General features: G+C 72.7%; 26 protein-coding genes. 17 read left to right on the forward strand and 9 right to left on the reverse strand.

The features are described 5' to 3' along the window. Positions 1–2: 2 nt before the first annotated feature. Positions 3–806 carry an alpha/beta fold hydrolase gene (locus B6R96_RS20770; RefSeq protein ID WP_159396353.1) on the reverse strand — a complete coding sequence of 268 codons (804 nt, stop codon included), beginning with the start codon at positions 804–806 and terminating at the stop codon, positions 3–5. Positions 807–1,074: 268 nt separating this feature from the next. On the opposite strand from B6R96_RS20770, the gene B6R96_RS20775 reads away from it, so the two are divergent. From B6R96_RS20775 to B6R96_RS20805, 7 genes are all read left to right on the forward strand, one after another. After that, entirely contained in the window at positions 1,075–2,010 is a 936-nt protein-coding gene (locus tag B6R96_RS20775) for a sterol desaturase family protein (protein ID WP_053701801.1), read from the forward strand. Continuing rightward, a complete protein-coding gene (locus B6R96_RS20780) occupies positions 2,007–3,614 on the forward strand; it encodes an MFS transporter (RefSeq protein WP_081523201.1) in 1,608 nt (535 codons plus the stop codon). Before B6R96_RS20775 ends, B6R96_RS20780 begins: the two co-directional genes overlap by 4 nt. Then, positions 3,611–4,291: a 4'-phosphopantetheinyl transferase family protein gene (locus B6R96_RS20785; protein WP_081523202.1), complete on the forward strand. Its 681-nt coding sequence runs from the start codon at positions 3,611–3,613 to the stop codon at positions 4,289–4,291. Before B6R96_RS20780 ends, B6R96_RS20785 begins: the two co-directional genes overlap by 4 nt. A 148-nt stretch (positions 4,292–4,439) precedes the next feature. Continuing rightward, a complete protein-coding gene (locus B6R96_RS38205; protein WP_237291470.1) occupies positions 4,440–6,077 on the forward strand; it encodes an isocitrate lyase/phosphoenolpyruvate mutase family protein in 1,638 nt (545 codons plus the stop codon). After that, positions 6,074–7,246 (forward strand): phosphonopyruvate decarboxylase, encoded by a 1,173-nt coding sequence (gene aepY / locus B6R96_RS20795; RefSeq protein ID WP_237291471.1) that lies wholly within the window; start codon positions 6,074–6,076, stop codon positions 7,244–7,246. The genes B6R96_RS38205 and aepY overlap by 4 nt, the downstream gene beginning before the upstream one ends. Then, on the forward strand, positions 7,243–8,358 hold the full coding sequence (locus B6R96_RS20800; RefSeq protein ID WP_081523203.1) for a 2-aminoethylphosphonate aminotransferase: 1,116 nt from the start codon (positions 7,243–7,245) through the stop codon (positions 8,356–8,358). Before aepY ends, B6R96_RS20800 begins: the two co-directional genes overlap by 4 nt. A 78-nt stretch (positions 8,359–8,436) precedes the next feature. Then, positions 8,437–10,629 carry an FAD/NAD(P)-binding protein gene (locus B6R96_RS20805; protein ID WP_081523204.1) on the forward strand — a complete coding sequence of 731 codons (2,193 nt, stop codon included), beginning with the start codon at positions 8,437–8,439 and terminating at the stop codon, positions 10,627–10,629. Between the two features lie 77 nt (positions 10,630–10,706). On the opposite strand, the gene B6R96_RS20810 is transcribed toward B6R96_RS20805, so the two are convergent. Beyond that, positions 10,707–11,984 carry a M6 family metalloprotease domain-containing protein gene (locus tag B6R96_RS20810; protein ID WP_030386286.1) on the reverse strand — a complete coding sequence of 426 codons (1,278 nt, stop codon included), beginning with the start codon at positions 11,982–11,984 and terminating at the stop codon, positions 10,707–10,709. A 304-nt stretch (positions 11,985–12,288) separates the two neighbouring features. Between B6R96_RS20810 and B6R96_RS20815 the strand changes: the two genes are divergently transcribed. The 4 genes from B6R96_RS20815 (at position 12,289) to B6R96_RS20830 (ending at position 16,980) form a co-directional block, all read left to right on the forward strand. Beyond that, positions 12,289–13,008 carry a TetR/AcrR family transcriptional regulator gene (locus B6R96_RS20815; protein ID WP_081523205.1) on the forward strand — a complete coding sequence of 240 codons (720 nt, stop codon included), beginning with the start codon at positions 12,289–12,291 and terminating at the stop codon, positions 13,006–13,008. Between the two features lie 62 nt (positions 13,009–13,070). Then, on the forward strand, positions 13,071–14,603 hold the full coding sequence (locus B6R96_RS20820; RefSeq protein WP_053176775.1) for an MFS transporter: 1,533 nt from the start codon (positions 13,071–13,073) through the stop codon (positions 14,601–14,603). A gap of 111 nt (positions 14,604–14,714) precedes the next feature. Further along, positions 14,715–15,488 (forward strand): dioxygenase family protein, encoded by a 774-nt coding sequence (locus B6R96_RS20825; RefSeq protein ID WP_237291472.1) that lies wholly within the window; start codon positions 14,715–14,717, stop codon positions 15,486–15,488. Positions 15,489–16,002: 514 nt separating this feature from the next. Next, entirely contained in the window at positions 16,003–16,980 is a 978-nt protein-coding gene (locus tag B6R96_RS20830) for a sigma-70 family RNA polymerase sigma factor (protein ID WP_081523206.1), read from the forward strand. A 67-nt stretch (positions 16,981–17,047) separates the two neighbouring features. On the opposite strand, the gene B6R96_RS20835 is transcribed toward B6R96_RS20830, so the two are convergent. Further along, positions 17,048–18,001 carry a helix-turn-helix transcriptional regulator gene (locus B6R96_RS20835; RefSeq protein ID WP_030386280.1) on the reverse strand — a complete coding sequence of 318 codons (954 nt, stop codon included), beginning with the start codon at positions 17,999–18,001 and terminating at the stop codon, positions 17,048–17,050. Between the two features lie 62 nt (positions 18,002–18,063). Here B6R96_RS20835 and B6R96_RS20840 point away from each other — a divergent pair, with 62 nt between their 5' ends. From B6R96_RS20840 to pfkB, 3 genes are all read left to right on the forward strand, one after another. Further along, positions 18,064–19,626, forward strand: coding sequence for an MFS transporter (locus tag B6R96_RS20840; RefSeq protein WP_081523207.1), 1,563 nt, complete (start codon positions 18,064–18,066; stop codon positions 19,624–19,626). A 137-nt stretch (positions 19,627–19,763) separates the two neighbouring features. Next, a complete protein-coding gene (locus B6R96_RS20845) occupies positions 19,764–20,525 on the forward strand; it encodes a DeoR/GlpR family DNA-binding transcription regulator (protein WP_081523208.1) in 762 nt (253 codons plus the stop codon). Further along, positions 20,522–21,466 (forward strand): 1-phosphofructokinase, encoded by a 945-nt coding sequence (gene pfkB / locus B6R96_RS20850; protein ID WP_081523209.1) that lies wholly within the window; start codon positions 20,522–20,524, stop codon positions 21,464–21,466. The genes B6R96_RS20845 and pfkB overlap by 4 nt, the downstream gene beginning before the upstream one ends. Positions 21,467–21,502: 36 nt before the next feature. On the opposite strand, the gene B6R96_RS20855 is transcribed toward pfkB, so the two are convergent. Next, the gene (locus B6R96_RS20855; protein ID WP_081523210.1) at positions 21,503–22,279 is read right to left on the reverse strand and encodes a DUF6227 family protein; all 777 of its coding nucleotides are present in this window, start codon (positions 22,277–22,279) and stop codon (positions 21,503–21,505) included. Between the two features lie 192 nt (positions 22,280–22,471). On the opposite strand from B6R96_RS20855, the gene B6R96_RS20860 reads away from it, so the two are divergent. After that, entirely contained in the window at positions 22,472–23,113 is a 642-nt protein-coding gene (locus B6R96_RS20860) for a vitamin K epoxide reductase family protein (protein ID WP_030386275.1), read from the forward strand. A gap of 112 nt (positions 23,114–23,225) precedes the next feature. Here B6R96_RS20860 and B6R96_RS20865 read toward each other — a convergent pair whose 3' ends face one another. Further along, positions 23,226–23,636 carry a rodlin gene (locus B6R96_RS20865; RefSeq protein WP_030386274.1) on the reverse strand — a complete coding sequence of 137 codons (411 nt, stop codon included), beginning with the start codon at positions 23,634–23,636 and terminating at the stop codon, positions 23,226–23,228. A 271-nt stretch (positions 23,637–23,907) separates the two neighbouring features. Here B6R96_RS20865 and B6R96_RS20870 point away from each other — a divergent pair, with 271 nt between their 5' ends. Together B6R96_RS20870 and B6R96_RS20875 are read left to right on the forward strand one after the other, a co-directional pair. Beyond that, on the forward strand, positions 23,908–24,366 hold the full coding sequence (locus B6R96_RS20870) for a hypothetical protein (RefSeq protein ID WP_053176767.1): 459 nt from the start codon (positions 23,908–23,910) through the stop codon (positions 24,364–24,366). 152 nt (positions 24,367–24,518) lie between these two features. Beyond that, positions 24,519–24,758: a chaplin gene (locus B6R96_RS20875; protein WP_030386272.1), complete on the forward strand. Its 240-nt coding sequence runs from the start codon at positions 24,519–24,521 to the stop codon at positions 24,756–24,758. 84 nt (positions 24,759–24,842) lie between these two features. Here B6R96_RS20875 and B6R96_RS20880 read toward each other — a convergent pair whose 3' ends face one another. The 4 genes from B6R96_RS20880 to B6R96_RS20890 form a co-directional block, all read right to left on the reverse strand. Then, the gene (locus B6R96_RS20880) at positions 24,843–25,190 is read right to left on the reverse strand and encodes a hypothetical protein (protein ID WP_081523211.1); all 348 of its coding nucleotides are present in this window, start codon (positions 25,188–25,190) and stop codon (positions 24,843–24,845) included. Positions 25,191–25,369: 179 nt separating this feature from the next. Further along, positions 25,370–25,474 carry an LPXTG cell wall anchor domain-containing protein gene (locus tag B6R96_RS36905; protein WP_107475556.1) on the reverse strand — a complete coding sequence of 35 codons (105 nt, stop codon included), beginning with the start codon at positions 25,472–25,474 and terminating at the stop codon, positions 25,370–25,372. Positions 25,475–25,482: 8 nt separating this feature from the next. Continuing rightward, on the reverse strand, positions 25,483–26,532 hold the full coding sequence (locus B6R96_RS20885; RefSeq protein WP_081523212.1) for a chaplin: 1,050 nt from the start codon (positions 26,530–26,532) through the stop codon (positions 25,483–25,485). A gap of 121 nt (positions 26,533–26,653) precedes the next feature. Next, a complete protein-coding gene (locus B6R96_RS20890) occupies positions 26,654–26,887 on the reverse strand; it encodes a chaplin (protein WP_081523213.1) in 234 nt (77 codons plus the stop codon). Positions 26,888–26,916: the final 29 nt, after the last annotated feature.

Below are 26,916 nucleotides of genomic sequence, written 5' to 3' on the forward strand. Positions count from 1 at the left end.
GGTCAACTCACTCTCGTGGCGGCCGCGGACGGCGTCGCGATGCGTTCGGCGATCAGCCGGCGGACCGTGTCGGCGAACAGCCGCGGCTGCTCGGCCATCGGGAAGTGGCCGCAGCCCGGCAGCAGTTCGAGCTGCCCCTGCGGCAGGGCCGCCGCCAGTACGGCGGCGTCGCGCGGCGGGGCCAGGCGGTCGTCCTCCCCGGCCACGACGAGCACCGGCAGGCCGAGGGCCCGGGTGTCGACGGAGGGGGTGCGCAGGTAGCTCTCCCAGAACCTGAGCCACCCGTACGGGCCGACGCGGTTGCGCACGAGGACGGCCATGTCCCGGCGCGTCTGCGGGGCGAGTTCGCGCACCGAAGCGATCCGCACCGCCTCCTCGAAGGCCTCCTGGAAGATGCCGAGGTAGTGGGCGGCGTCGTCCCAGTGGAAGTCGGCCGGGTCCGCGCGGTGGAAGGGCGATACGGCGACCAGCGCGCGGGGCTGTTCGACCTGCGGGATGCCGGCCAGGTACCGCACGGCGAGGACGGCGGAGAAGGAGTGCGCGAGGACGACGTCGGCGCCGCCCGGGACCGCGGCCAGTGCGGCGCCGATCCACTCGCCGGGGTCGCCGTGCCGGCTCCAGTCCGTCGGGCCCGCCGCGCCCCAGGGCAGCTCGGCCGTCCACAACTCCACATCCGGTGAGGCGAGTTCTGCGTACGGCCGCCAGCTGGTCCCGCTCGCGGCCAGTCCGTGCAGGGCGAGCACGCGCACGGCGCCCGTGTCCCGGGCGGGCCGCTCCAGGCGGACCTGCACACGACTCCCGCTCATCCGCTCCCCGTTCCTGGATTCGTTCGAAAGGGCGACGACCGGGAAATGGTGATTTCGATCGACGCGCGGCCGGATTTTTTCCCGCATGATCTTCGGGATTTTGCCGAGCCGACGGCGAGCGTACCGGGCGGCGGCTAAAACGAGACTTAAACAGTTCCGCCCGACTGCCCGCCGCCGGCGTGCAGGCGGAAGTTAAGGACGGCTTTAGGGAGGCTTTTAGGGAGCGTCTTTAGGCTATTGCGGAAGTCGAAACCAAGGAGAGAGACCGATGCTCGATAAGGTCCTGGACCGGCTGCACGATCCAGCGGTCTACGCCCTGCCCGCCATGGCCCTGCTGATCGTGATCGAGATGCTGGCGATCAAGTTCGGCGACGACCACGACGAGCGGCCCGGTTACGACCTCCGGGACCACCGGGCGAGCATCCTCACGGGCTTCGGCGCGCTGCTCTCGTCCACCCTGCTGCGGACCGTGGCGCTCGCGCTGTACCTGCTGGTCTACGAGTACGTGGCGCCCTGGCACCTGTCGTCCACGTCGTGGACCACGTGGGTGGTCCTCTTCTTCGGAGTGGAGTTCCTCCTCTACTGGTACCACCGCGCCGCGCACGGCATCCGGCTCATCTGGGCCGGTCACCAGGTGCACCACTCCAGCCAGTACTTCAACCTCTCGACCGCCCTGCGCCGCAAGTGGGCCCAGTGGTTCGAGAAGATGATCTGGCTGCCGCTGCCCCTCCTGGGCGTGCACCCCGCGCTGGTGTTCACGATGCACTCGGCCCACCTCGTGTACGGGCTCTTCGCGCACACCGAGAAGATCGGCAAGCTGCCGCGCCCCATCGAGTACATCTTCGTGACGCCCTCGCACCACCGGGTGCACCACGGCAACGACCCGGAGTACCTGGACAAGAACTTCGGCAGCATCCTGATCTTCTGGGACCGCATCTTCGGCACCTTCCAGCCCGAGGTGCAGCGCCCCACCTACGGCCTGACCAAGCAGATCGAGACCTTCTCCATCTGGAAGATCCAGGTCCACGAGTTCGGCAACATGTTCCGCGACGTACGCGGGGCCCGCACGCTGCGCCACAAGCTCGGCTACGTCTTCGGCCCGCCCGGCTGGAAGCCCGCGGACGACGGCGACGGCTCCGGAGCGGCGTCCGGAGCGACGTCCGGCCCGGCGGCGGCGAGGCAGCCGGGTGAGCTCCTTACATGAGCGGGGCGACCGGACACACCGCGGCCGCCGGGGAGCAGGGCCGCCCGCCCGCCCCGGCGCGCCGGGGAGTGCGGGGCCACCCCTGGCTGACCCTGCTGACCCTGTCGGTCGGGGCCATGATGGTCTCGCTCGACGGGACCATCGTCACCGTCGCCCAGCCGGCCATGCAGGCCGACCTCGGGGCGAGCCTGACCGGCATCCAGTGGGTGACGAACGGCTACCTGCTCGCCGTCGCCGCCCTGCTGATCGCCGCGGGCCGGCTCGGGGACCGCTACGGCCACCGCACCGTCTTCCTCATCGGCGCCGCGGGCTTCACGGCGACCTCGGTGGCCATCGGCGCCTGCGGCAGCCTGGGCTGGGTGATCGGACTGCGCGTACTGCAGGGCGTGTTCGGTGCGCTGATGCAGCCGGCCACCCTCGGCCTGCTGCGCACGGCCTTCCCGGCCGAGAAGCTCAACATGCCGATCGCGGTGCGCAGCGCGGTCATCGCGGCCTCGACCGCGGCCGGCCCGGTCGTGGGCGGCCTGCTGGTCGAACACGCGACGTGGAGCTGGGTGTTCTTCCTCAACGTGCCGCTGGGCGCCCTCGCCCTGGTGCTGGGCGTCGTCGTCCTGCACGACGCGCGGGCCGAGGGCGGCCGGTCCGGCCGGTTGGACCTGCTGGGCATGGTCGTCCTCGGCGGCGCGCTCTGCCTGTTCGTCGGGGGCCTGGCCACGGTCGCCGACCGGGGCCGGCCCGATGCCCGGACCACGGCCCTGCTGGCCGCCGCGCTGCTGCTCGGCGCCTTCTTCGTCCGGTGGCAGCGGCGGGCCCCGGATCCGCTGGTGCCGCCGCGGATCTTCCGGTCGGTGCGGTTCACGGTGGGCGTCCTGACCATGCTCGCCATGTCGTTCGTGATGTTCGGCGCCCCGTTCGTCCTGATCTTCTACTTGCAGAACGTGCTCGGGCTGTCGCCCACCGATTCGGGGATCCGGGTCCTGGGCCTGACCCTGCTGATGATCGTGGGCGCACCGCCCGCGGCCATGTGGATCAGCCGGTCCGGCCCGCGCGCCCCGGTCGTGGTCGGACTGCTCGTCACGGCCACGGCCATGTGCGCCCTGTCCCGGCTCGATGCCGAGTCCGGGACCCTGCAGACGACCCTGTGCTTCTTCCTCCTCGGGCTCGGCTTCAGCCCGGTGATGGTCGGCGCCACCAAGCTCGTCATCAGCAGCGCACCGGTGGAACTGTCCGGTGTGGCCGGCGGGATGCAGCAGACGTCCATGCAGGTGGGCGGCAGCCTGGGCACCGCCGTCGTGGGCGCACTGGTCGCGGCCCACGCCGCGTCCGCGCTGCCCGGCCGCCTCGCCGCGGAGGGCGTCGTGCTGGAGCCCGGCGCCCTGGACGAGGCGGTCCGCACGGTGGCCGTGGGTCTCGCACCGGATGCCGGCGCGGTCGGCGCGGCGCAGGCCACGCTGACCCGGATCGGGCAGGCGGTGTTCCTGGAGGGCATGCAGCAGGCCCTGCTGGCGACCGCGGCGGTGGCCGCCCTGGGCGCCGTCGCCGGCCTCTTCGCGGGGCCCGGCAAGGCCGTGCCCCCGGGGACCGGCGAAGGGCACGACCGGTGATCGAGCGGATCCTGCCCGCCGGGGCGGCCGGTGCGGAGGAGTACGCGGACGTACCCGACGCCCGCCTCCACCCGGTGGAACTGGCCGCCGTGGCGGGGGCCTCCGAGAGCCGCCGCCGCGTCTTCGGCACCGGACGGCACTGCGCCCACCGGGCACTGGAACGCCTGGGCGTGCCCGCCGGGCCGGTGCCCGTGGGCGGCTCGGGGGAACCGCTGTGGCCCGCCGGGGCGGTCGGCGCCATCACCCACTGCGCGGGCTACCGGGCGGCCGCCGCCGCCCGGTCCGCGGAGCTGGCCGGACTCGGCATCGACGCCGAACCGCACGTTCCGCTGCCCGCGGGAGTCCTGGAGGCGGTGACGCTCCCGCACGAGCGCGGGCAGCTGCGGGAGCTGGGCGGATCCCGGCCCGGGCTGCACTGGGACACCGTCCTGTTCAGCGCCAAGGAGTCCGTCTACAAGGCGTGGTTCCCGCTCACCGGGCGCTGGCTCGACTTCACCCAGGCCGAGCTCCGGTTCCGTCCGGAACCGGGCCCGGCCACGGCCACGGGCGAGGGCGAGGGCCGGTTCCGGGCCCGCCTGCTCGTTCCCGGACCGGTGGCCGGCGGCCGTACCGTACGGCATTTCGACGGCCGCTGGCTGGTGGCCGACGGCCTGGTGATCACAGCGGTCACCGTATGACCCGGGGTGTGAATGCGCGGAGCGCCGGACCGGAAATCCGGACCGCCTTTTCAGCCCCACTCATTGAATTCCCGGCAATTGCATTATGTGGGCCGCCCCGATGATGCTGCGCCCCTCACGCACAAATGCGGACAACAGGAGAATCGGCATGACTACTGGGACGACAGAGGCACGCGCGGACCACCGGACGTCCGGAGCCCAGCGGCTCCGCGCACTGTTCGCCCGCCCCGGCACGGTACGCATCATCGGCGCGCACAACCCGCTCGGTGCGCGCCTCGCCGAGCGCGCCGGCTTCGACGGCGTCTGGTCGAGCGGCCTGGAGGTGTCGGCCTCTCAGGGCGTGCCCGACACCGACATCCTGACCATGAGCGAACTGCTCGCCACCGCAGGGTCCTTGGCGGCCGCGGTCGAGGTCCCCGTGGTGGCCGACTGCGACGCCGGCTACGGCAACGCCCACAACGTCATGAACATGATCCGGCGCTACGAGGCGGCCGGCATCGCCGGCGTCTCCATCGAGGACAAGCGCTTCCCGAAGGTCAACAGCTTCATCCCCGGCCGTCAGGAACTGGCCCCGATCGCCGAGTTCTGCGGAAAGCTGCGCGCCGCCAAGGCCGCCCAGACCACGCCCGACCTGATGGTCATCGCCCGGATCGAGGCCCTCATCGCCGGCTGGGGCATGGACGAGGCCCTGCGCCGCGGCGAGGCGTACGCGGCGGCCGGCGCCGACGCGGTGCTGATCCACGCCAAGGGCAGCTCGCCGGAACCGGTGCTGCGCTTCCTGGAGCGCTGGACCCTGCCGACTCCGGTCGTCGTGGTCCCCACGACCTACCACACCATCACCGCCACCGAACTGGCCGAGGCCGGCGCCAAGATGGTCATCTACGCCAACCACGGTCTGCGCGCGGGCATCGCCGCCGTCACCGACACCTTCGAGGCGATCCTGCGCGACGACCGCACGACCGGCATCGAGGACCGGATCGCCCCCCTGGCCACCGTGTTCGACCTCCAGGGGATGTCCCTCCAGAAGCGGCACGAGGCCGAGTACATCACCCCGTACGCGAGCCGGGCCCGCTCCCTCATCGTCCCGGGCCTGCCCACCGCGCCCGCCGCCGGCCTGCTGGCCGAGCAGAGCACCGCGCTGCGCCGGGCGGACATCGAGTCGGTGTCGGCGGTGTCGGCGGTGCAGGCGGTGTCAGAGGCGCCGGCCGAGGCAGGCACGGGCGACGACCACGGGCAGGTCCCGCAGGACGTGACGCTGCTGCCCTCCCACCTGGATGCCGCCGGCGCCGTACTGGCGCTGGACGACGACTTCCTGAGCGGCACGGTCGTCGTCACCGGCGACGTCTTCGTCGAGGGCGAGCCGCTGCGCCGACTGGTCGCCGCGGGCGGCGACATCGCCGTCCTCGTCGACGTGTCCGACGGCCCCGGTGCGCGGCGCCGTGCCGACGCGCTGCCGCTGGCCCTGGACTCCGTCGCCCGGGACGGCCGCCGGATCGGCGCCGCCTCGGGCAGCGGGGTCCTCGCCGCCGTCGCAGCCGAGGCGGACGGCGAGTTCGCCGGCGCCGCCGTCTTCTCCGCCGAGGGCTTCGGCGCGCTGCGCCAGGTCGCCGAGAAGCGCCGCGCCAACGGCCGCGAGGCGACCCTGGCCGACCTGCTCGTCGACCTGCTCGCCGCCGGACACCGGGTGCGGGCGGTCGAGATCGGCTCCGGCTGGCTGGAACTGCGGACCCCGCAGGACCTCGCCCGCGCCACCGAGCTGTTCGCCACCCGGGAGAGCGGCCAGTGAGCGCGCCGAACACGGCGACCACGGAGGCCACGACGGCCACGTCGGCGCCCCCGCGGGTCCTCGAGGCGCGCACCCTGGTCGAACTGCTCCAGGAGCACGGGCACGGGCCGTTCACCGGCGTGCCCTGCTCCTTCCTCGGCCCGGTCATCTCCTGCCTGGAGGCCGAGCACCCGCAGGAGTACGTCATCGCCGCCAACGAGGGCGAGGCCGTCGCCCTCGCCGCCGGCGCCCACCTCGCCGGCCGCCGCCCGGTGGTCATCCTGCAGAACTCGGGACTGGGCAACACCGTCAACCCGCTGACCTCCCTCTGCCACACCCTGCGCCTGCCGGTCCTGCTCCTGGTCACCTGGCGCGGCCGCCCCGGCCACACCGACGAGCCGCAGCACGAGCTGATGGGCCGGATCACCCCGGACCTGCTGACCGCCATGGGCGTGCGCAACGAGGTGCTCCCGGCCGACCCCGCCCTGCTCGCGCAGCGCCTCGAGGCGGCCGCCGCGCACATGGCCGCCACGGGACTGCCGTTCGCGTTCATCGTGCCCAAGGGCGCCATCGCCCCCTACGGCGCACCCGGCGGCGTCCGGTCCACCGTCCCCGGCCCGCAACTCATGAAGCGCGCCGAGGCGATCGGCCACATCGTCTCCGCCATGGACCCGCACACCCTGCTCGTCGCGACCACCGGCAAGACGGCCCGGGAGCTGGAGCGCGACCGGGACCGCCCCGAGAACCTGTACGTCGTCGGCTCCATGGGCTGCGCCTCCAGCGTGGCCCTCGGCGTCGCGATGTACGCCCCGCACCGCCGGGTCGCCGTCCTCGACGGCGACGGCGCCGCCCTCATGCGGCTCGAGGCGATGGCGACCATCGGCCGCCGGTGCGACACCGACCTGTGCCACATCCTGCTGGACAACGAGTCCTACGAATCCACCGGCGGCCAGCCCACCGCCTCCGCCGGGGTGGACTTCGGGGCGATCGCCGAGGCCTGCGGATACCGCGCCACCCACGACGTCGCGGACGCGGACGCCCTGCGCGCCGCCGTGCTGAGCGCCCAGCGGGACGGCGGAGCCCAACTGGTCCGCGTACGGATCGCCCCGGGATCCGACCCGAACCTGGGCCGCCCGGCCCTCGCCCCGCCCGCCTCGGCGGCCCGATTCAAGGAAGCGATCGCCCGATGAACGACAGCACGCCACCGCGCCCGGAGCGCCTGGTCCTCATGAACCCCGGCCCCGTCATCACCGACGACCGGGTGCGCGCGGCGCTCGCCGGCCCCGACATGTGCCACCGCGAACCGGAGTTCTCCGACCTGCTCACCCGCGTCCGGCACAAGACCACCCTCGCCGCGGGCGGCGACGAGCGGCACACCTCGGTCGTCCTCACCGGCTCGGGCACCGCCGCCGTCGAGGCCGCCGTCAGCTCGGCCGTGCCCCGCGACGGCGCCCTCCTCGTCGTCGACAACGGCCACTACGGCGAACGGTTCCAGCACATCGCGGACGCCCACGGCATCCGCACCCACCGCCTCGAACTGGGCTGGGCCACACCCGTGGACCCGGCGGCCGTCGAGCGGGCCCTGGCCGCCGACCAGGGCCTGACCCACGTCGCGGTGGTCCACCACGAGACCAGCAGCGGCATGCTCAACGACGTGGCCGCGGTGGCCCGGATCGCGCACGCCCACGGCCGCGAGGTCGTCGTGGACGCCGTCAGCAGCATCGGAGCGGAACACATCGCGCTGGCCGAGGACGGCATCGACTGGCTCGCGGGCTCCGCCAACAAGTGCCTGGAAGGCGCCCCCGGCCTCGGATTCGTCAGCGCGGCCAGGACCGCCTTCGAAGGACTGGCCGGCGCCCCGCGGCGCAGCTACTACCTCGACCTGCACCGCCACTACACGGCCCAGGAGAAGGCGCAGGCACCGGCGTTCACCCCCGGCATCCCCGCCTTCTACGCCTTCGACGAGGCCCTCGACCTGGCCCTGGCCGAGGGCCGCGAGGCCCGCCACGCCCGCTACTCGGCCCTGGCGGGGCGGCTGCGCGACGGCCTGGAGGAACTCGGCCTGGAGATCCTCCTGCCGCCCGGGCAGCGGGCCGCCTCGCTCACCGCCGTCCGGATCCCGGCCGGCATCGGCTACCGCGAACTGCACCGCGGGCTGCGCGCGGAGGGGTTCGTCATCTACAGCGCCCAGGAACAGCTGGCGGCCGACTTCTTCCGGCTCTCGACCATGGGCCGGATGACGGAGACCGACATCGACCGCTTCCTCGCCGCCCTCGCCCGCACCCTGCCGACCCGGGCCTGACACACCCCGGGCCGTCCCGTCCGGATCCCGCCGGGCCCGGAGACGGCCCAGCCGCTGCGACCACTGAATGAGGTGCCCGTGACCACCCCCCGAGCTGACGCATCCGGCCGACCCGCGGCCACGGCCGAGCCCTACCGGCTCGCCGTGGTGGGGGGCGGGCCCAGGGCCACGTACGCCCTGGAGAGGCTCTCGGCGACGATCGACCGGCTCGGGGAGGGGCACCGGCTGGAGGTCCACCTCTACGAGCGCACCGGCGCGTTCGGCGCGGGCCGGGCGCACAGCCCGGACCAGGCGCGGACGAGCTACCTCAACCGGATCGGCGCCCAGGTGGGCTTCGCCGCCGACGAGACGGTGACCGGCGCCGGCCCGCTGCGCCCGCCGGCCGAGCGGCCCACCCTGCACGAGTGGTGCCGGCGCCGCTTCGCGGAGACCGGAGACCCGGACCTGGACCTGGGGCCGGAGGACTGGCCCAAGCGCTACGTCCACGGACTGGCCCTGCGCGACATGTTCGAGACCTTCGCCGCGGACCTGCGCCGCCACCCGGGCGCCGCACTGCACCTGCACCACGCGGAGGTCGTGGACATCGCCCCCGCCGCGGACCGCCGGCTGGAGGTCGTCACCGCCGACGGCGAACGCCGCACCGCGGACGAGGTGTTGCTGCTCACGGGGCACTCGTACCACGATCCGCGGCGCTCGGCGGGTCCCGCCACCGGCGGCGGGACCCGCCACGTGCCGCACCCGTACCCGCTGGAGGACCGGCTCGACGCCGGCAGCTGCGGACCCGACACGGTCGTCGGCTGCGCCGGCATGGGACTCACCGCCATCGACACGATCCTCCACCTCACCGAAGGGCGCGGCGGCTCCTTCCACGAGGACGGCCCCGCCCTGGTCTACCGGCGCTCCGGCCGGGAACCGGCGGCCGTCGTGGCCTTCAGCGGCTCCGGGCTGTTCACCTTCGCCCGCCCCGACAACCACAAGCCCAGCGACGGATCCGGCGACCACCCCGGCACCTTCCTGACGACCGGGGCGGTCGACCAGCTGCGGGCCCACGTCGGCCGGGCCCCGTCCGGCGACGGGCCGGGGCGGGCGCAGCTCGACTTCGAGCGCGACCTGCTGCCGCTGATCGTCCTGGAGATGGCCCACCTGCACTACGTCACGCTCTTCGGCCCGGCCGCGGCCCTGCTGCTGACCCAGCGCGCGCTCCCGGCCTACCTGGCCTTCGTGACGGGCACGCCCGCCGACGGGCCCGGCCACCTCCTCGCCCCGCTGGAGCGTGCGGTGGACGAGATCGCCGACGTGCTGGAGGGCGTACTGCGCGGCAAGTGCGCGCTGTTCACCGCCCAGGCAGCGGTCACCTGGCCGGTCCGCGAGGTCCTGCTGCACTGGACCCGGACCGTGTACGGCCCCTCCGCCGAGGCCGGGGTCCGCCGCTGCGTCGACCGGTCGCTGCCGCCCGGCACGGTCACCGACGCCCTCGACTCGGCCTGGGGCCTGGAGACGTACCTGCACGGCAACCGCTTCGACTGGCACCGGGCCGTCGCCCCGGTCCCGCCCGGCGCGAGTCCCGAGGAGTTCCGCGCGTCCGTCCGGACGTTCATGGCCCGCGACCAGCTGTGGGCCCGTCAGGGCAACCTCGCGAACCCCCACAAGGCGGCCTCAGACGGCGTCTGGCGCGACCTGCGCCAGGTCATCTCGTACGCGGTGGACCACGCGGGACTGACCGCCGCCTCCCAGCGCCACTTCCTGCGGCACTACGTACGCCACCACAACCGGCTCGCGAACGGCGCGGCCCCCGAGATCATGGCGAAGATGGCCGCCCTGATCGACTGCGGGCTGCTGGACGTCGGCGCGGGACCCGGGGCCCGGGTCCGGCTCGACGGAGCCACCGGCAAGAGCGTGGTCGAGGGCCCGCACACCGGCCTGTCCCGCCCGGTCGACGTCCTGGTCGAGGCCCGGATGCACGGCTTCGACCCGCGGCTCGACGCCCTGCCGCTCTACCGCAACCTGCTCGACCGGGGCCTGGTGCGGTTGTGGCGCAACCCGTCGGCGGACGGCGAGGACTTCCTGCCGGGCGGGCTCGACCTGACGCCCGAGTTCCACCCGGTCGACCCCGACGGCACGCCGGACCCCCGGTTCACCGTCCTGGGCGTGCCCTCCGAGGGCGCCCGGTCCTTCCTGCTCTCCGCACTGCGCCCCCACGCCGACCACTACGTCATGCGGGACACCCTCGTCTGGCTGGACCTCTTCTGGCCCAGGGCCACGAGCCGCTGACCCTCACCGGCGGCGCGGCAGGCGCCGGAGCCGCGCAGGGCGCGGCTCCGGTTCGGCGGCGGCCCCCGCCGCCGCGGTCAGGGCCGGATGACGCGGACCTGGTAGCTGCCGTTGCGCAGCTCGCCGACCACGGAGACGCTGATGCCCGCCTTCTCGTCGGTGAAGGTCTCGCCCGGCCGGAACGGCGCGTCCGAGAGTTCCGCGTGGACATTGGGCCGCCGGGTGCAGCCGCCGCTCGCGTCGGCGCTGTCCGACACGGTGATCGGGCCGTGCCCGGTGTCCACGTCGGAGTCCACCTTGTAGATGAGGACGCCGGGCTTGCAGACGGCCTCGTCGTTCCCGGCACGGGTGCGCACCTCCACCGCGTACCCCACGCTCTCCGACAGCGGTATGAAGGCCAGCTTGGTGCCGCCCCGCACCCCCAGCGGGGAGAGGGTGTGGTCGCTGGTGCCCGACTTGGACGCGCAGCTGATCTGCGTGCTGTCCAGCCAGCCCAGCTTCCACTTGTGCCAGCCCATCAGGTCGTTGTTGGCCCCCCAGTCCTCGCTCATGATGTCCCAGTGCCCGACCGTGCTCCCGCCGTCGGAGGTGTAGAGGTCGGGCAGCCCGAAGACGTGCCCGTTCTCGTGCGGGAGCACCCGGTAGCCGGTCTCCCGGTAGGTGCCGGAGCCGTCGTCCTGCCGGCTGTAGACGAAGGACGTGTTGGCCAGCGGCACCCCGTCGGCGACCGGCGCCTCGCCGTTGCCCGAGAAGGTCACCGACAGGACGGTGTCCAGGGCGGACGGCCCGGCGTTCGGCGTGACCAGGATGTTGATCAGGTCGTACCGGCTGAAGTCCACCTCGGCGTCGGCGGCCTTCGCGATGTGCTCGACGAGCTGCCGGTAGCCGGGCTCGTACGCGGACCCGCGCTCGATCCCGTAAGCCGCGAAGGGCATCGGCATCCGCAGCCAGTTCCTTATCGGAGCCTCGGCCCGGTAGGCCAGCCGGCCGTAGGAGCTGGTGCGGAACCATTCGGCCGTCTGCGGGAAGAACTCGGCCATCCGGTCCGCCGCCGTGCCCTCGCCCTTGGCGTCGGGGAAGTCGATCATCAGGTTCAGGGCCCGGATCTCGCCGGTCGAGCGCGCGTACCCGGGAGGGGTCGGCATGCCCTCGGACATCTGCACGCCCATGGTGCCCGCGATCCGGCAGGGCGCGAGGGCCGATTCCACGGTCGTCGCCACCGCTCCGGCCGCCGAGTGCCCGCGGCTGGATATGCCGGTGCTCGCGGTGGTCGTGACACCGAGGGCCAGCGCGGTCAGGCCGATGTACGCGCTGGTGCGGCGTGGTCTGCGTATCCGCCGGCGGGTCTGCGGCATGGAGATCGCCTTCGGTCCGCGGCAGCCGGCCCTGCCCGGTCTGCGCTCTGTCCGATCACCCTCCGCCGGGCGCGTCGCGCCCGCGCGTCGGGAGAGGCCGAACGTGGACGGGGTGGTGACTCAGGTCACACGGGGGAGTGAAATAACCGGGGACGGGATCCCCGTTTGTACGTGAGTCCCGTCAAGCGGGGAGCGGCTCCCCGTTTGTGCGGGGCGGTCGCACCGCCCCGCAGCGTCCACGCCGTCCACACCGTCCGCACCACGAGTCCGCGAGTCCGCGAGTCCGCGCCAGGGAGGCCCCGGAATGAAGCGCTCCAGCAGTACCGCCACGGCGGTCCGGCCCGCCCCCGCGGCTGCCGGGGAGCCGGTACCGGTACCGGTACCGGTCCCGGCGGCGACGGCCGTTCCGCGTCCGCGCGCCGACGCCGTCCGCAACCGCGAGCGCATCCTGGCGGCGGCCCGCGAGGCCTTCGTCGAGTCCGGCTCCGCGATCCCCTTCGACGAGGTGGCCCGCCGGGCCGGCATCGGCAACGCCACGCTCTACCGGCACTTCCCCGACCGTGCCACCCTCGTCCACCACGTCGTGCTCTTCACGATGGGCCGGGTGACGGCCTCGGCCGAGGCCTCCCTCGCCGAGGAGCCCGATGCCTTCGCCGCGCTCTGCCGGTTCACGCACACCGCCGCGGACGAGCGGATCGGCGCCCTGTGCCCGATGCTCGCCGACGGCTTCGACCGCGAACACCCCGAACTCCTCGCGGCGAGCACCGCGTTGGAGCAGGCCGTCGTGACCCTGCTGGCGGCCGGCCAAGCCGCCGGACTGGTCCGTACGGACATCGGCGCGGGCGATCTGATGGTCGCCCTGTCCCAGCTCAGCCGCCCCCTCCCGGGGACCGGATGCCTGGACACCGACCGCTTCGCCCACCGCCATCTCCAGCTCTTCCTCGACGGCCTGAGGGCCCCGGCGCGCTCCGAGCTCCCGGGCTCGGCGGCCACGCTGGACGACCTGCGGCAGAAAACCATGTGACCCGCACAAAGCTCAAGAACTAGTCTTTTTCAGTCATTCCGCACAGTGAAGTGGGTACCTCCATGTCAAAAACAGCCGCGAGCCTCGCGCCGGCTGCCGATCCCAGCCGCTGGAAGGCACTCGTCTTCATAGCCCTGGCCCAGCTGATGGTCGTCCTCGACGCGACCATCGTGAACATCGCGCTCCCCTCCGCCCAGACCGACCTCGGCATCTCGGACGGCAACCGCCAGTGGGTCATCACCGCGTACGCGCTGGCCTTCGGCGGACTGCTCCTCTTCGGCGGCCGCATCGCCGACAAGTGGGGCCGTAAGAACGCCTTCGTCGTCGGCCTCATCGGCTTCGCCCTGGCCTCCGCGCTCGGCGGCGCCGCGAACGGCGAGGCCATGATGCTCGGCGCCCGCGCCCTCCAGGGTGCCTTCGGCGCACTGCTCGCACCGGCGGCCCTGTCGCTGCTCGCGGTCATGTTCACCGACGCCAAGGAGCGCGCCAAGGCCTTCGGCATCTACGGAGCCATCGCGGGCGGCGGCGGCGCCGTCGGCCTGATCCTCGGCGGCTTCCTGACCGAGTACCTCAACTGGCGCTGGACCTTCTTCGTCAACATCCCCTTCGCGATCGTCGCGGCCGTGGGTGCCTGGATGGTCATCCGTGAGCCCGCCGGCTCCCGCAACCGCGCGCCGCTCGACATCCCGGGCGTGGTCCTGTCCACCACCGGTCTCGTCGCCCTGGTGTACGGCTTCACCCGCGCCGAGTCCGCCGGCTGGTCGGACGCCCTGACGGTCACCATGTTCGTCGCCTCGGCGCTGCTGCTGGCCGCCTTCGTCCTCGTCGAGTCCAAGGTGAAGTCCCCGCTGCTGCCGCTGCGCGTCCTGCTGGAGCGCAACCGCGGCGGTGTCTACCTCTCGCTCGGCCTCGCCGTCATCTCGATGTTCGGCCTGTTCCTCTTCCTCACCTACTACCTCCAGGTCGTGAAGGGCTTCTCGCCCGTCAAGACCGGCTTCGCCTTCCTGCCGATGATCGCGGGCATGATCACGGGCTCCACCCAGATCGGCGCCCGTCTGATGACCCGGGTCCCGCCGCGCCTGCTGATGGGCCCCGGCTTCCTGGTCGCCGCCCTCGGCATGCTGCTGCTGACGCAGCTGGAGGTCGGCTCCTCCTACCCGGCGCTGATCCTGCCGGCGCAGCTGCTGCTCGGCCTCGGCATGGGCACGGCGTTCATGCCGGCGATGTCCCTGGCCACGCACGGGGTGAACCCGGCCGACGCCGGAGTCGCCTCCGCGATGGTCAACACCTCGCAGCAGGTCGGCGGCGCCATCGGCACCGCACTGCTCAACACCATCGCCGCCTCGGCGACCACCGCCTACCTGACCGACCACGCGGCCGAGGCCGCGGCGGGCGGCCCGGCCGGGCAGCTGATCCAGGCGCAGGCCATGGTCGAGGGCTACGCCTCCGCCATCTGGTGGGCGGTCGGCATCCTCGTCGCCAGCTCGGCCATCGCCCTGGCGCTGATCAACACCGGCCGTCCGGGTGCGGGCGGCCCGGTGGCCTCCGGTTCCGTGGAGGACGCCGAGCTCAAGGTTCCGGTGATCGCCCACTGATCGGGGTCGAGGGCCCCGGGGAATGACTGATGACCCCGTCTCGTTCAAATTTGAACGAGACGGGGTTAGTCTGTTTTCACTACGTATTTCAACTACCCGGAGGAGTGCCCGGTGACCACCCGCATACCGGCCCTGTACCTGAGCCACGGCGCACCCCCGCTGGCCGACGACCCGATCTGGCCCGGCGAGCTCGCCGAGTGGTCCGCCGGTCTGCCCCGCCCCCGGGCGATCCTGATGGTCTCCGCCCACTGGGAGGAGGCCCCGCTCGCCCTCGGCGCCACCGAGCGCGTCCCGCTCGTGTACGACTTCTGGGGCTTCCCCGAGCACTACTACCGGGTCCGCTACGACGCCCCCGGCGCCCCGGAGCTGGCCGCCTCGGTCCGCAAACTGCTCCGGGCCCCCGGCACCCCCGTCCAGGACATCCCCGACCGCGGCCTGGACCACGGGGCGTACGTCCCCCTGGTGGAGATGTACCCGGACGCCGACATCCCGGTCCTCCAGATCTCCCTGCCCACCCTGGATCCGGCCCGGCTGATGGACCTCGGCCGCAAGCTGGCCCCGCTGCGCGACGAGGGCGTACTGATCGTCGGCAGCGGCTTCTTCACGCACAACCTGGCCGCCCTGCGCCACCCGGGCCCGGGCGTCCCCGCCTGGTCGGCGGAGTTCGACGCCTGGGGGAGCGAAGCCCTGGCCGCGTCGGACGTGGACGCCCTGCTGGACTTCGAGAACAAGTCCCCGGCGGGCCGGCTGGCCCACCCCCGCACGGAACACTTCGCCCCGCTCTTCGTCACCCTCGGCGCGGCCGCATCCGACCTGACCACCGCCCGCACCCCGGTGGACGGCTTCTGGCTGGGCCTCTCGAAGCGCTCCCTCCAGTTCGGCTAGCCCCGCCCCCCTCGGGACGTGCGGGTGCCTCGCCAGGGCCGGTGAAGGGTCCGGTTCGTCTTGAATAGCGCGCTTGTGGGGAATTCTGGCATTCGATCGCCAGTCCAGGCAACCAGAACCCGGCGGGGGCCGTCTTCAGGGGCGGAGTGCAGCCGGGATCGGCGCTCTTCCGGGGCGAGCGGGGTCGCGTCAATGGTGACGGCGGTCTCAAAGGTTTGGTGGAGGTAAAGAACCGCGCGAGCCTCCGGTTCCGCCTCCGTACCGGCCCTGACCTGCGCTCATTCAAGCCTTCGTGGAGTTCCGGCTCCCGCCGGGGGCGCGGCGCGGCGGGGCAGGATACTGCAAGATCTCGAGAAAGAGGGAGCAGCGCGGGAATTCTGTCCCGATTCCAGTCGTTGTTTCCTTCGGAAGCGGGCACTCGGGAGAGTGTCCGTGACGTTCCGGACCGGTTGGCAGCCGTCCCGGTGGCGTCCACCAGCCGCACCGCGACCGAACACTTCGCAAGGGAGCACGCATGGCAACCCGCGCCGTCGCCCGTCGTCAGTCCACGAGCAGCGCCCGCGCTGTGGGCGGGGAGATCGCAGACCGCGACCTGGTCGGCATGTACCTGGACGAGATCGCGCGCACCCCGCTGCTCGACGCCGCCAAGGAAGTGGAGCTGTCCCAGATCATCGAGGCGGGCGTCTACGCCCAGCAGATCCTCGACGGGGCGATAGAGCGGGAGGGGGAGACCCCGGCCCGCGAGGAGCTGGAGGCGCTGGCCGCCGAGGGCGAGCGCGCCAAGGAAGTCTTCATCCGCTCCAACCTCCGTCTCGTCGTGGCCGTCGCCCGGCGCTATCCGCGCAGCGGTCTGCCCCTGCTCGACCTGATCCAGGAGGGCAACGCCGGCCTGGTCCGCGCGGTCGAGAAGTTCGACTACGCCAAGGGCTTCAAGTTCTCCACGTACGCCACGTGGTGGATCCGGCAGGCGATCACCCGGTCCATCGCGGACCAGTCCCGCACCATCCGCCTCCCCGTCCACCTGGTCGAGGAGCTCGGCCGGATCCGCCGCATCCAGCGCGAATTCAACCGCGAGAACGGCCGCGACCCGGAGCACGCCGAGATCGCCGCCGAGCTGGACTCGACGGAGAAGCGCGTGGGCGACGTACTGGACTGGGCGCGCGACCCGGTCAGCCTGAACATGTCGGTCGACGACGACGGCGACACCCAGTTCGGTGACCTCCTGGAGGACACCTCGGCGATCTCGCCCGAGCAGTCCGTGCTCTCCCTGCTGCGCAGCGAGGAGCTGGAGGACCTGCTGGGCAAGCTCGACCAGCGCACGGCGTCGATCATCAAGATGCGGTACGGCATCGACGACGGCCGCGAGCGGACCCTGACGGAGGTCGGCAAGCAGCACGGCCTGACCCGTGAGCGGATCCGCCAGATCGAGAAGCACGCGCTGCTGGAGCTGAAGCGGATGGCGCGCGACACCGGCTTCGACGCGGTGGCCTGACCGGCCCCGCCCCCGTACGAGCCCCGGTGCCTATCCCCCCCAGGCGCCGGGGCTCCCCCTTTCCCGGTTACGGCGCCGCCGCCCCGGTGAGCCGCGCGGCCATCGCCCCGGCCGCCGCCCGCAGCACGCCCGGCTCCCGCACGGTGAAGGGCAGGCCCGTCAGGGCCAGGCGCGCCACCGTCCACTCCGGTGCGTCCGCGCTCTCGAAGCGCACCGTGGTCCCGCCGTCGGCCCCCGGCAGGGCCGCCGCCCGCAGCCAGGCCGGCAGCTGCGCCGGGGCCGCCGCGAAGACGACCTCCACCAGGTACGGCTGCTTCTCGCCACCCCGCAGCCCCCGCCGGACGAACTCCTCCGCCTCCATCGGCAGGTCCCGCCGCACGAAGCGGGCCCCCGTCGCGAACGCCTCGTCGACCCGGTCCACCCGGAAGGTCCGCCAGTCCTCGCGCTCCAGGTCGTAGGCGACCAGGTACCACCGGCTCCCGGTGCTCACGAGCCGGTACGGCTCCACCAGCCGGCGCGACTCGGCGCCGTCCCCCGCCCGGTACGCGAACCGCAGCCGCTCCGGCCCCGCCACCGCGGCCGCCATCGTCGTCAGCGTCCGCGGGTCCACGCTCGCGCCGTCGCCCCGGGTCAGTGCGATCGTGGCCGACTGGAGCGCGCTCACCCGGTGCCGCAGCCGCGAGGGCAGGACCTGCTCCAGCTTCGCCAGGGCCCGTACGGAGGCCTCCTCGACCCCCTCGATCGCATGACCGGCCCCGGCCCGCAGCCCCACCGCGATCGCCACGGCCTCCTCGTCGTCGAGGAGCAGCGGGGGCATCGCCGCACCCGCGACCAGCCGGTATCCGCCCTCGGCGCCCAGCGTGGCCTCCACCGGGTAGCCGAGCTCCCGCAGCCGCTCGATGTCGCGCCGGATGGTGCGGGCGCTCACCCGCAGCCGCAGCGCCAGCTCGCTGCCCGGCCACTCGCGCGGGGTCTGGAGGAGGGACAGCAGGGACAGCAGCCGTGCGGGGGTGTCGGTCATGAATCAAGGCTGCCAGCGAAATAGGACACAGACTGACCTAGACGCCGTCTAAGTTTCTCCTCATGAGCACCGAGACGCCCAAGGCATCGCCCGAAAGAGAGAACGGGCCCATACAAGAAGAGCGGAACGACGCAGCCCACGACGCAACCAGCTCGACCGCCGACCGCCGCCGCTGGCTGGCGCTCGCCATCGTGATGACCGCGGCCTTCATGGACCTGGTCGACGTCACGATCGTCAACATAGCCATCCGCACCATGCGCGAGGACTTCGGCGCCTCCACCAGTGCGATCCAGTGGATCACCGCGGGCTACGCGCTCGCCTTCGCCGCCGGCCTGATCACCGGCGGTCGTCTCGGTGACATCTACGGCCGCAAGCGCATCTTCCTCATCGGCATCGCCGGGTTCACCGCGGCCTCGCTGCTCTGCGGCATCGCCTCCACCCCGGACGTGCTCGTCGTCGCCCGCCTCCTCCAGGGCGGTATGGCCGCCCTGATGGTTCCGCAGGTCCTGGCGATCATCCACGTCACCTTCCCGCCGCAGGAGCGCGGCAAGGTCTTCGGCATGTTCGGAGCGATCGTGGGCCTCGCGGCCGTCTCGGGCCCGCTCCTCGGCGCGCTGCTCATCGAGTGGGACCTCTTCGGCCTCGGCTGGCGCCCGATCTTCCTGATCAACCTGCCCGTCGGCATCATGGGCGTGATCCTGGGCCGCAAGTTCATCGCCGAGTCCAAGGCCCCGCAGGCGCTGCGCCTGGACCTGGTCGGTGTCGTCCTCGCCACCCTCGCCCTGGTCCTGCTGATCTTCCCGCTGACCCACGGCCACGAGAACGACTGGCCGCTGTGGGGCTTCGGCTGCATGATCGCCGCGCCGTTCGTCTTCGCCGCGTTCATCGCCTACGAGAAGTACAAGATCAAGAAGGATGGCTCGCCGCTCGTCGAGCTCTCCCTCTTCAAGGTCAAGAGCTTCGCCGGCGGCATCGCCGTCCAGCTGACCTTCGGCATCGCCACCGGCATCTTCTTCCTGGTCTGGACGATGTACATGCAGATGGGGCTGGGCTGGAGCGTGCTGCGCGCCGGTCTCACCGGCATCCCGTTCTCCATCGCCGTCTCGGTCGCCGCGGGCCTCTCGGTCGAGAAGCTCGTGCCCCGCTTCGGCCGCAAGGTGCTCCAGGCCGGCGCGCTGACCATGGCCGCCGGGCTGCTCCTCTACATCTGGGAGTCGCAGCACTACGGCATGGAGATCGCCTCCTGGCAGATGGCCGCGCCGCTGATCGTCATGGGTGTCGGCATGGGTCTGATCGTGGCCCCGCTGAACGACACCGTGCTCTCCGAGGTGCCGCGCCAGCACGCCGGATCCGCCTCGGGCCTGATCAACACCACCGGTCAGATGGGCAACGCCCTGGGTCTCGCCCTGACCTCCGTCGTCTTCTTCGGCCTGATCGACGACGACATGGTCTTCGGCCCGCCGTACGTGGAGGCCTTCCGCGGCGCGCTGTGGTGGGTCGTGGCCGTACTCGTCGTGATCTTCGCGGTGATGTTCGTCCTGCCGCGCCGGGCGCTCCCGATGGAGCAGCGCGAGGGCGCCGCCGAGCACGCGGCCCCGGCCCCCGAGAAGGTCCCGGCCGGCTGATCCGGACCTCCGGAGCCACCGCACGGACATGTCCGCCCCGAGGGGCGGACATGTCCGTTCTTTTTTGTTTCTCGCCGCACACCTGCGTACGGTGGGGTGAAACCACCTATTCGGGCATGGAACGGACGTAAAGCCACATGTATGCGCCGGAGCGCCGCCAGGAGATCCTCCGCCTCGCCCACGAGGCGGGCAGCGTCGACGTGCTCTCCCTCGCCGACCGGTTCCAGGTCACCGCCGAGACCGTACGCAGGGACCTCACGGCCCTCGACCGGTCCGGTCTCCTCCGCCGGGTGCACGGCGGGGCCATCCCGGCCGGCCGCCTCGACTTCGAGCCCGACCTCACCGAGCGCGAGGCCACCGCCGCCGACGAGAAGCGCCGCATCGCCGCGGCCGCACTGGCCGAGCTCCCCGACGGCGGCAGCGTCGTCCTGGACGCCGGCAGCACCGTCGCCCGGCTGGCCGCCGCGATCCCCGCCGACGCGGTGCTCACCGTGGTCACCCACGCGCTGCCCGTCGCCGCCCGGCTCGCCGACCGCACCGGCATCGACCTCCACCTCGTCGGCGGCCGCGTCCGCCACCGCACCCGCGCCGCCGTGGACGCATGGGCGCTGCGCGCGTACGCCGAGATCCGCGCGGACGTGCTCTTCCTCGCGACCAACGGCTTCACGGCCGCGGGCGGCCTGACCACCCCGGACCTGGCCGAGGCGGCCGTCAAGCGCGCCGCGATGGCCGCCGCCCGCCGCGTCGTCCTCCTCGCCGACTCCGAGAAGGCGGGCCAGGAGCACTTCGCCCGCTTCGGCTCCTTCGCCGACATCGACCTGCTCATCACGGACACGGGGCTCGACCCCGCCCACCAGGCCTCCATCGAGGCCGCCGGTACGGAAGTTGCGCTCGTATGATCCTCACCGTCACCCCCAACCCCTCCCTCGACCGCACCTACGGGGTCCCCGCCCTGAGCCGGGGCCGGGTGCTGCGCACCGACGGAGAGCGGGTCGACCCCGGGGGCAAGGGCGTCAACGTCTCCCGCGCGGTGGCCGCCGCGGGCTTGCGCACGACGGCGGTCCTCCCGCTCGGCGGCACCCCCGGCGTGCTGCTCGCCGAACTCCTCGGCGCGCAGGGCGTGGACGTCACGGCCGTCTCGATCGCCGGGCAGACCCGCTCGAACATCGCGTTGGCCGAACCGGACGGCACCCTCACCAAGATCAACTCGCCCGGCCCGGAGCTCTCCCGGGAGGAGTCCGCCCTCCTCCTGGACACCGTCGGCTCCTGCGCCGCGGACGTCACCTGGATCGCCTGCTGCGGCAGCCTCCCGCGCGGCCTCGCACCCGAGTGGTACGCCGAACTGGTCCGCCGGGCCCACGCGGCCGGCGCCCGCATCGCCCTGGACACCTCGGGCCCGGCGCTGCCCGCGGCGCTCGCGGCGGGCCCGGAGGTGATCAAGCCCAACGCGGCCGAGCTCGCAGCGGCGGTCGGCCGCCCGCTGCCCACCCTGGGTGACGCGGTCAAGGCCGCGGAGGAACTCCGCACCCGCGGCGCCGGAGCCGTACTGGCCTCCCTCGGCCGGGACGGCCAGCTCCTGGTCTCCGCGGAGGGCGCCTTCCACGGCACCGCCCCGACCCCGGCGGTGCGCAGCGACGTAGGGGCCGGCGACGCCTCACTGGCCGGCTTCCTGATAGCGGGAGGCGCCGGCCCCCAGGCCCTCGCCTCGGCGCTGGCCCACGGCGCGGCCGCCGTCCAGCTGCCGGGCAGCGCCATGCCCACTCCGGCGGACCTGCGCCCCGACCAGGTCCGCATCACCCGGAACCCGCCCCCGGACCTCCCGCTCACCGACACGTTCTAGGGGGGCGTCCTGCCGATCAGAGGGGGCTTGCGGGGGTCACCGCACGCGTGCGCGGAGCTCCATCGCCTCGCGCGCGGCCGCCTCGCTCTCGTACACCTCGCACATGTGGCGCCCGTCCGGCGTCGCCGTGTGCTCGACCTCCCACAGGCTGAGCTCGGTGCCGTCCAGCAGGACGAAGGCGTGCTCGTACAGGTTGAACCCGGCGCCCGAACCGCGCCCGTCCGCCGGGCACTGCCGCGCACCGAAGGCCTGGGTGATCTGGTGCGCGTACGCCGACCGCAGCAGCGTCGCCACCGGCTCACCCGGCCGGTCGGCGTTCTCCGCGCGGCGCAGCACCCGCCGGGCGTGGTCGGCGGACTGCTCCACCACGTACTCCCGGTGCCGCTGCACCGGCGCCGAGGCCGCGTACAGCGCGCTCAGCACCGACACGTCGTCCACCGGCTCCTCCTCACCGGGCACCAGCACCGGGTCCGGGGAGGTCCCGGCGGACGCCTCGCCGAACAGCCGGGTCACGGCCAGGCAGGTCTCCGCCTTGCTCGCGAAGACCTCGTGCCGGACGGCCCGGTCGCCCACCAGCCGGTACGTCAGCTCCCACAGCGAGACCGAACCGCCGTCGCTCAGCAGGTAGGTGTGCCGGTGGGTCTCCCGCCAGATGCCCGCCTCCGGACTGTGGTGGGTGGTGTAGAGCGAAGAGCTGTGGGCGAGCGCCGTACCGAGGCGCTCGACCAACCTGTCGGGCAGGTCGAAGGAGTTGAGGGCGCGGCCGAGGAGTCGTTCGAGGTGCGCCTCGGTTGTCTCGTACGGATCGCTCAAGGTGGGTCTCCAGGCCGTCGCAGCTTGTTACTTCGCGGAAGCTCAACGTAACCCCTGGTTCTGACATCACGTCCGGGGTTCGGTAAAACGTCCGGGAAGCATCGGAGGTTCCCGCCACACCTTCAGGTCAACTTGCGTACGGATGAGCCCGGTTGGGCCCGATCTGAGGGGAAGCGCGGGACTATGGGACACATGGCAACGAATACGGTGGGCCTCCCGCGCCAGCAGGTCAGGCCCCGCAGTGGACACGACGGCGAGCGGAACACCACCCCGAGGGGGTTGGCCTGGCTGCTGGCCGTCACCGGGGCGGCCGGGCTGCTGGCCTCCTGGGTGATCACCCTCGACAAGTTCCTCCTGCTGGAGGACCCGGACTTCAAACCCGCGTGCAGTCTGAACCCGGTCGTCTCCTGCGGCAGCGTGATGCAGAGCGACCAGGCGGCGGCCTTCGGCTTCCCCAATCCGATGCTGGGCCTCGCCGCGTACGGAGTGGTCGTCTGCATCGGCGCGGGCCTGCTCGCCGGCGCCCGCTACCGCGGCTGGTTCTGGCTCGGACTGAACGCCGGCACGCTCTTCGGTGTCGCATTCTGCAGCTGGCTGATGGTCCAGTCGCTCTACGAGATCAACGCGCTCTGCCTCTGGTGCTGCCTGGCCTGGGTCGCGACCCTGCTGATGTTCTGGGCGGTCACCGCGCACAACGTCCGCACGCGCGTCCTGCCGGCGCCCGGCCCCCTGCGGGGCTTCTTCACCGAGTTCGGCTGGGCGCCGCCCGCCCTGCACATCGGAGTGATCGGCATGCTGGTCCTCACCCGCTGGTGGGACTTCTGGACCGGCTGACCGCCCGGGGCGGCGTACGAAGAGGGCCCCGGCGGCTGGACGCCGCCGGGGCCCTCGTCATTCACTCCACAGGCTCAGCGGCCCGCGATCGCCCGGAGGGCGGGGGAGCAGGTCAGCTGTTGGCGGAGAGGTTGCCCGACAGGACCGGGATGTTGGAGAGGATGTGCGAGAGCGGCTCGTCACCCTTGGCCTGGGTGGAGTTCTCGGCGCACTGCTGGTTCTGCGGGTTGGACAGGACGTTGATGTCCTGGACCCCGATGTTGAGCGCGGCGATCAGCGACTGGGCGTTGACCTTGGCGGGCAGGCCGATGCAGGGCTTGTTGAGGGTGCCCTGGACCACGCTGAGCTGCGGGCTCATGTCGCCGGCGGTCTTCTGGTTGCCGTAGGCCTGCACGGCGCCGTTGCCGTTGACGGTGTTGACCCCGTTGTCGTTGCCGATGGCCATGGCCGGGGCCGCGGCGGCAGCGCCCGCGCCGATTGCAACGGCGGAGACCGCGGCGGCGGTCATGAACTTCTTGAACATCTTGTTCCTTCTGTCGCACGAGTGCCCGCTGATGGAGCGCCCTGGTCAACTGCCCGGTCGGGGGGTTGGTTCCGCTGCTTCACTCAAACGGCCCGTGCGTGTCGAGGTTTTCCCCGGCCCGGGTGAGGCGCCTCCGGACGCGTGCGCGAAGCCCGTACGCAGCCCGCATCCGCCGAGGTTCCGGTTGCGCTCCGTAGGAGGTGTTCGCACGGTGGGTGAGGAAGCGGATCATTCGGGTCCGTTTCCATGTCCCCACCGAGAAGGAACGTCCATGCACCGCACGAAGCCGTCCCGCGCCCGCCTCCTCGTCCCGTCGGCCCTCGCCGTCGTCATACTGTCCGGCGCGGCTGCCCCCGCGGTCGCCGCGGACGGCGACGGTTCCGCGGCCCTGACCGGTCGGGTCGCCTCCGTCCAGCGCCAGGTCGAGAAGATCGAGCAGCGCGCCAAGGCCGGTCCGATCGACGACCTCCTGGCAGGGCTCACCAAGACGCTGCAGGACCTCCTCTCCTCCGTCGGGGGCCTGTTGCCCGCCGGGGTGAAGCTGCCGCCGATCGAGCTGCCGAAGCTCCCGGACCTGACCATCCCGGACCTGTCCGGCCTCATCCCCCAGCTGCCGCCGGTGGACGGGCTGGTGCCGGAGCTGCCCGCGGTCCCCGAGGTCCCGGCGATCCCCGAGCTGCCCGCGACCCCGACGCTTCCCGAGGTCCCGGCCCTTCCTGCTGTCCCGTAGGAGCGGCCACGACCGAACCCGTCCGATGGTTACGACAATTGAGCCGAACAGGTCTCCTTGTGCGCGTGACCGTGTCGTCCGGGAAGATGGACCGTTTCGCTCGGTGTGAGCCCCGGTTCGGGGCAGAACATCGAACAGAAGGTGCACTTCCCATGAACTCTGCCAAGAAGGCCGCCCTGGTCCTGGCCACCGCCGGTCTCGCCGCGGCCGGTGCCGCCGGCTCCGCCGTCGCCGACTCGTCGGCCGAGGGCGCGGCCGTGGGTTCCCCCGGCGTCCTCTCCGGCAACCTGGCCCAGGTGCCGGTGCACATCCCGGTCAACGTCTGCGGCAACTCCGTGAACGTCATCGGCCTGCTGAACCCGGCGTTCGGCAACGTCTGCGTCAACAACTGACGTCGGCAGAACAACCGACTGTGGGCGCCCCGGCCTTGCCGGTGGCGCCCACAGCCGTGTCGGCGGGTCTTGCGCCGGGAGGGTTCAGCCCTGGCCGCCGTTGAGCTTCACGCCGCCGAGCATCGGGCTCGCCTGCGTGGCGCCGTTCGCGAGGCCGAGCACGGTGCCGGGCACGTCGTTGCGCACCTTGTTCACCTTCTGGGCGGTACCCACGACCTTGTTGACGGTGTCGCCCTGCTCGGCCAGCCCGTGGCCCACGGTCTGCGGAAGCGACTCGGTGACGGGCCCGACGGAGTTCAGCGTCTCGGTCACCCCGCCGGTCAGGCTCATGGGGGGCATCGCGGCCGTGGTGTCGGCGGCGAAGGCGGTGGTGGAGGCGCCGAGCGCGGCGACGGAGCCGACGACGACAGCGGCGACCTTCGTGAGCTTCATTATCGAAATCCTCTTCTTTCGTGGACAGAGGCGTCAGTGGCGACCGTCGCGCCACTTTCGCCCTGGGTAACGATTACCCGCCGCTACGGAAACGCGAAGGCGCGAGGACATGACAGCGGCCGGAGAATCCGACGAGGGATTCTCCGGCCGACATTTCTTCTGATGACCGGCATTGACGGTCAGGAGATGCGGGACCGCCGGTACAGAATGGCGCCGCCCAGGATCAGGGCACTGGCGAGGGCGGCCGCGGCCGCGGGCTGACCCGCGCCGGTCTCAGCCAGCATCGGACCGGTCACGTGCGCCGGAGCGGGGGCCGCCGGCTGCGCGGGAGCGGGCGCCGGGGCCGGCGCGGGGGGCGGGGAGCGGTGCCGGTGCCGGGGGGAAGGCCGACCGGGGTGTCACCGCCGGGCGTGGCCGGCGGCTGGTCCGCCGGCGGTACGACCCCGGGCGCGGGCGCCGGAGCCGGCGCGGGGTGCTCCACGGGAAGGCTGCCGCGCGGCGGCCCGGGCGCGGGACCCTCCTCGACCACGGGCGCCGGGCCGGGGGCCGGGGCGGGCAGCGTGTGCGGCGCCTCCGGTGCCGGGAGGGGCTCCGGGGCGGGCAGCGGGGCCGGGGCCTCCTCCGCCGGGGGCTGCGGCGCGGGGGGCGCGGGCGGCGCCGGCGGGACCTCGGGAAGCGGCGCGGGCGCCTCCTGGACCGGCTCCGGGGTGGGCAGCGGGACCGGGTGCTCCTCCACCGGCTCCGGCATGGGGTGCGGGTGCTCGGGCGCGGGCGGAGCGTGGTGGGTCGGCGGGGGCGGCGGCGCGGACCCGGGGTGGTCGTCGCACTCCTCGTCCTTGGGCTGCTCCCCGCCCTGGCCGCCGTAGCCGCCCTCGTGGCGCGGCTCCTCGTGCCGGGGCTTCGCGTGCCGCGGTCCCTCGCTGCGGGGCCGCTCGGGCCGGGGCTGCTCGTAGCCGTTCTCGTGGCGCTGCTCCGGGACCGCGTGCCGGCCGCCCCCGCGCTCGTCGAGGTAGCGCTCGATGGCCTCGGCGTGCTCGGGGCTGAGGTGGCGGCCGTAGTCGTAGCCCTCGTCCGCGTGCGAACCGGTGCTGGTCACGCACGTGTTCCCCATCGAGGGGTTGAGCGCCGCACCGCCGTCCACGCTGTTGCCGCACACGTTCGGTGCGAAGGTGATCGGTACCGAGACGCTGTTGCCGGCCAGCACACCCGGCGAATGCGAGGCCTCGGCCGTCGCTCCGGGGTGCGCGTAGGCCGCGCCGGTCGCGATCGACAGCAGACTCGAAGCGGCTGCCGCCGTGAGCATCCCCTTGCCCAGTACCTGTCGGCTCAGTACCTGTCGCATGGGTCCTTCCCTGTCTACCGGCGCCACGGCCGGTGTGGAATCGAAGGTGGCCCCGGAGTGCACCGCCGTGCACTCCGAGGCCACCCCGAGGAGGCTTGCCCTCACGGGCTCAAGCGCTTCGTCAGGCGTTGACGCAGGTGTTGCCGAACGCCGGGTTCAGCAGCGCGATGACGTTCACGGTGTTGCCGCAGACGTTGACCGGGACGTGCACCGGGACCTGGACCAGGTTGCCGGAGAGGACGCCGGGGGAGCCCACGGCCGCGCCCTCGGCGGTCGAGTCGGCCATGGCGGGGGAGGCGGCACCGGCGAGCATGAGAGCGCCGGCGGCCAGCACCACTGCCTTCTTGTACGTCATTTTGATTTCTTTCCTTCCCGCAGAGGCGT

The organism is Streptomyces sp. Sge12 (genome assembly GCF_002080455.1).
Lineage (GTDB): Bacteria > Actinomycetota > Actinomycetes > Streptomycetales > Streptomycetaceae > Streptomyces.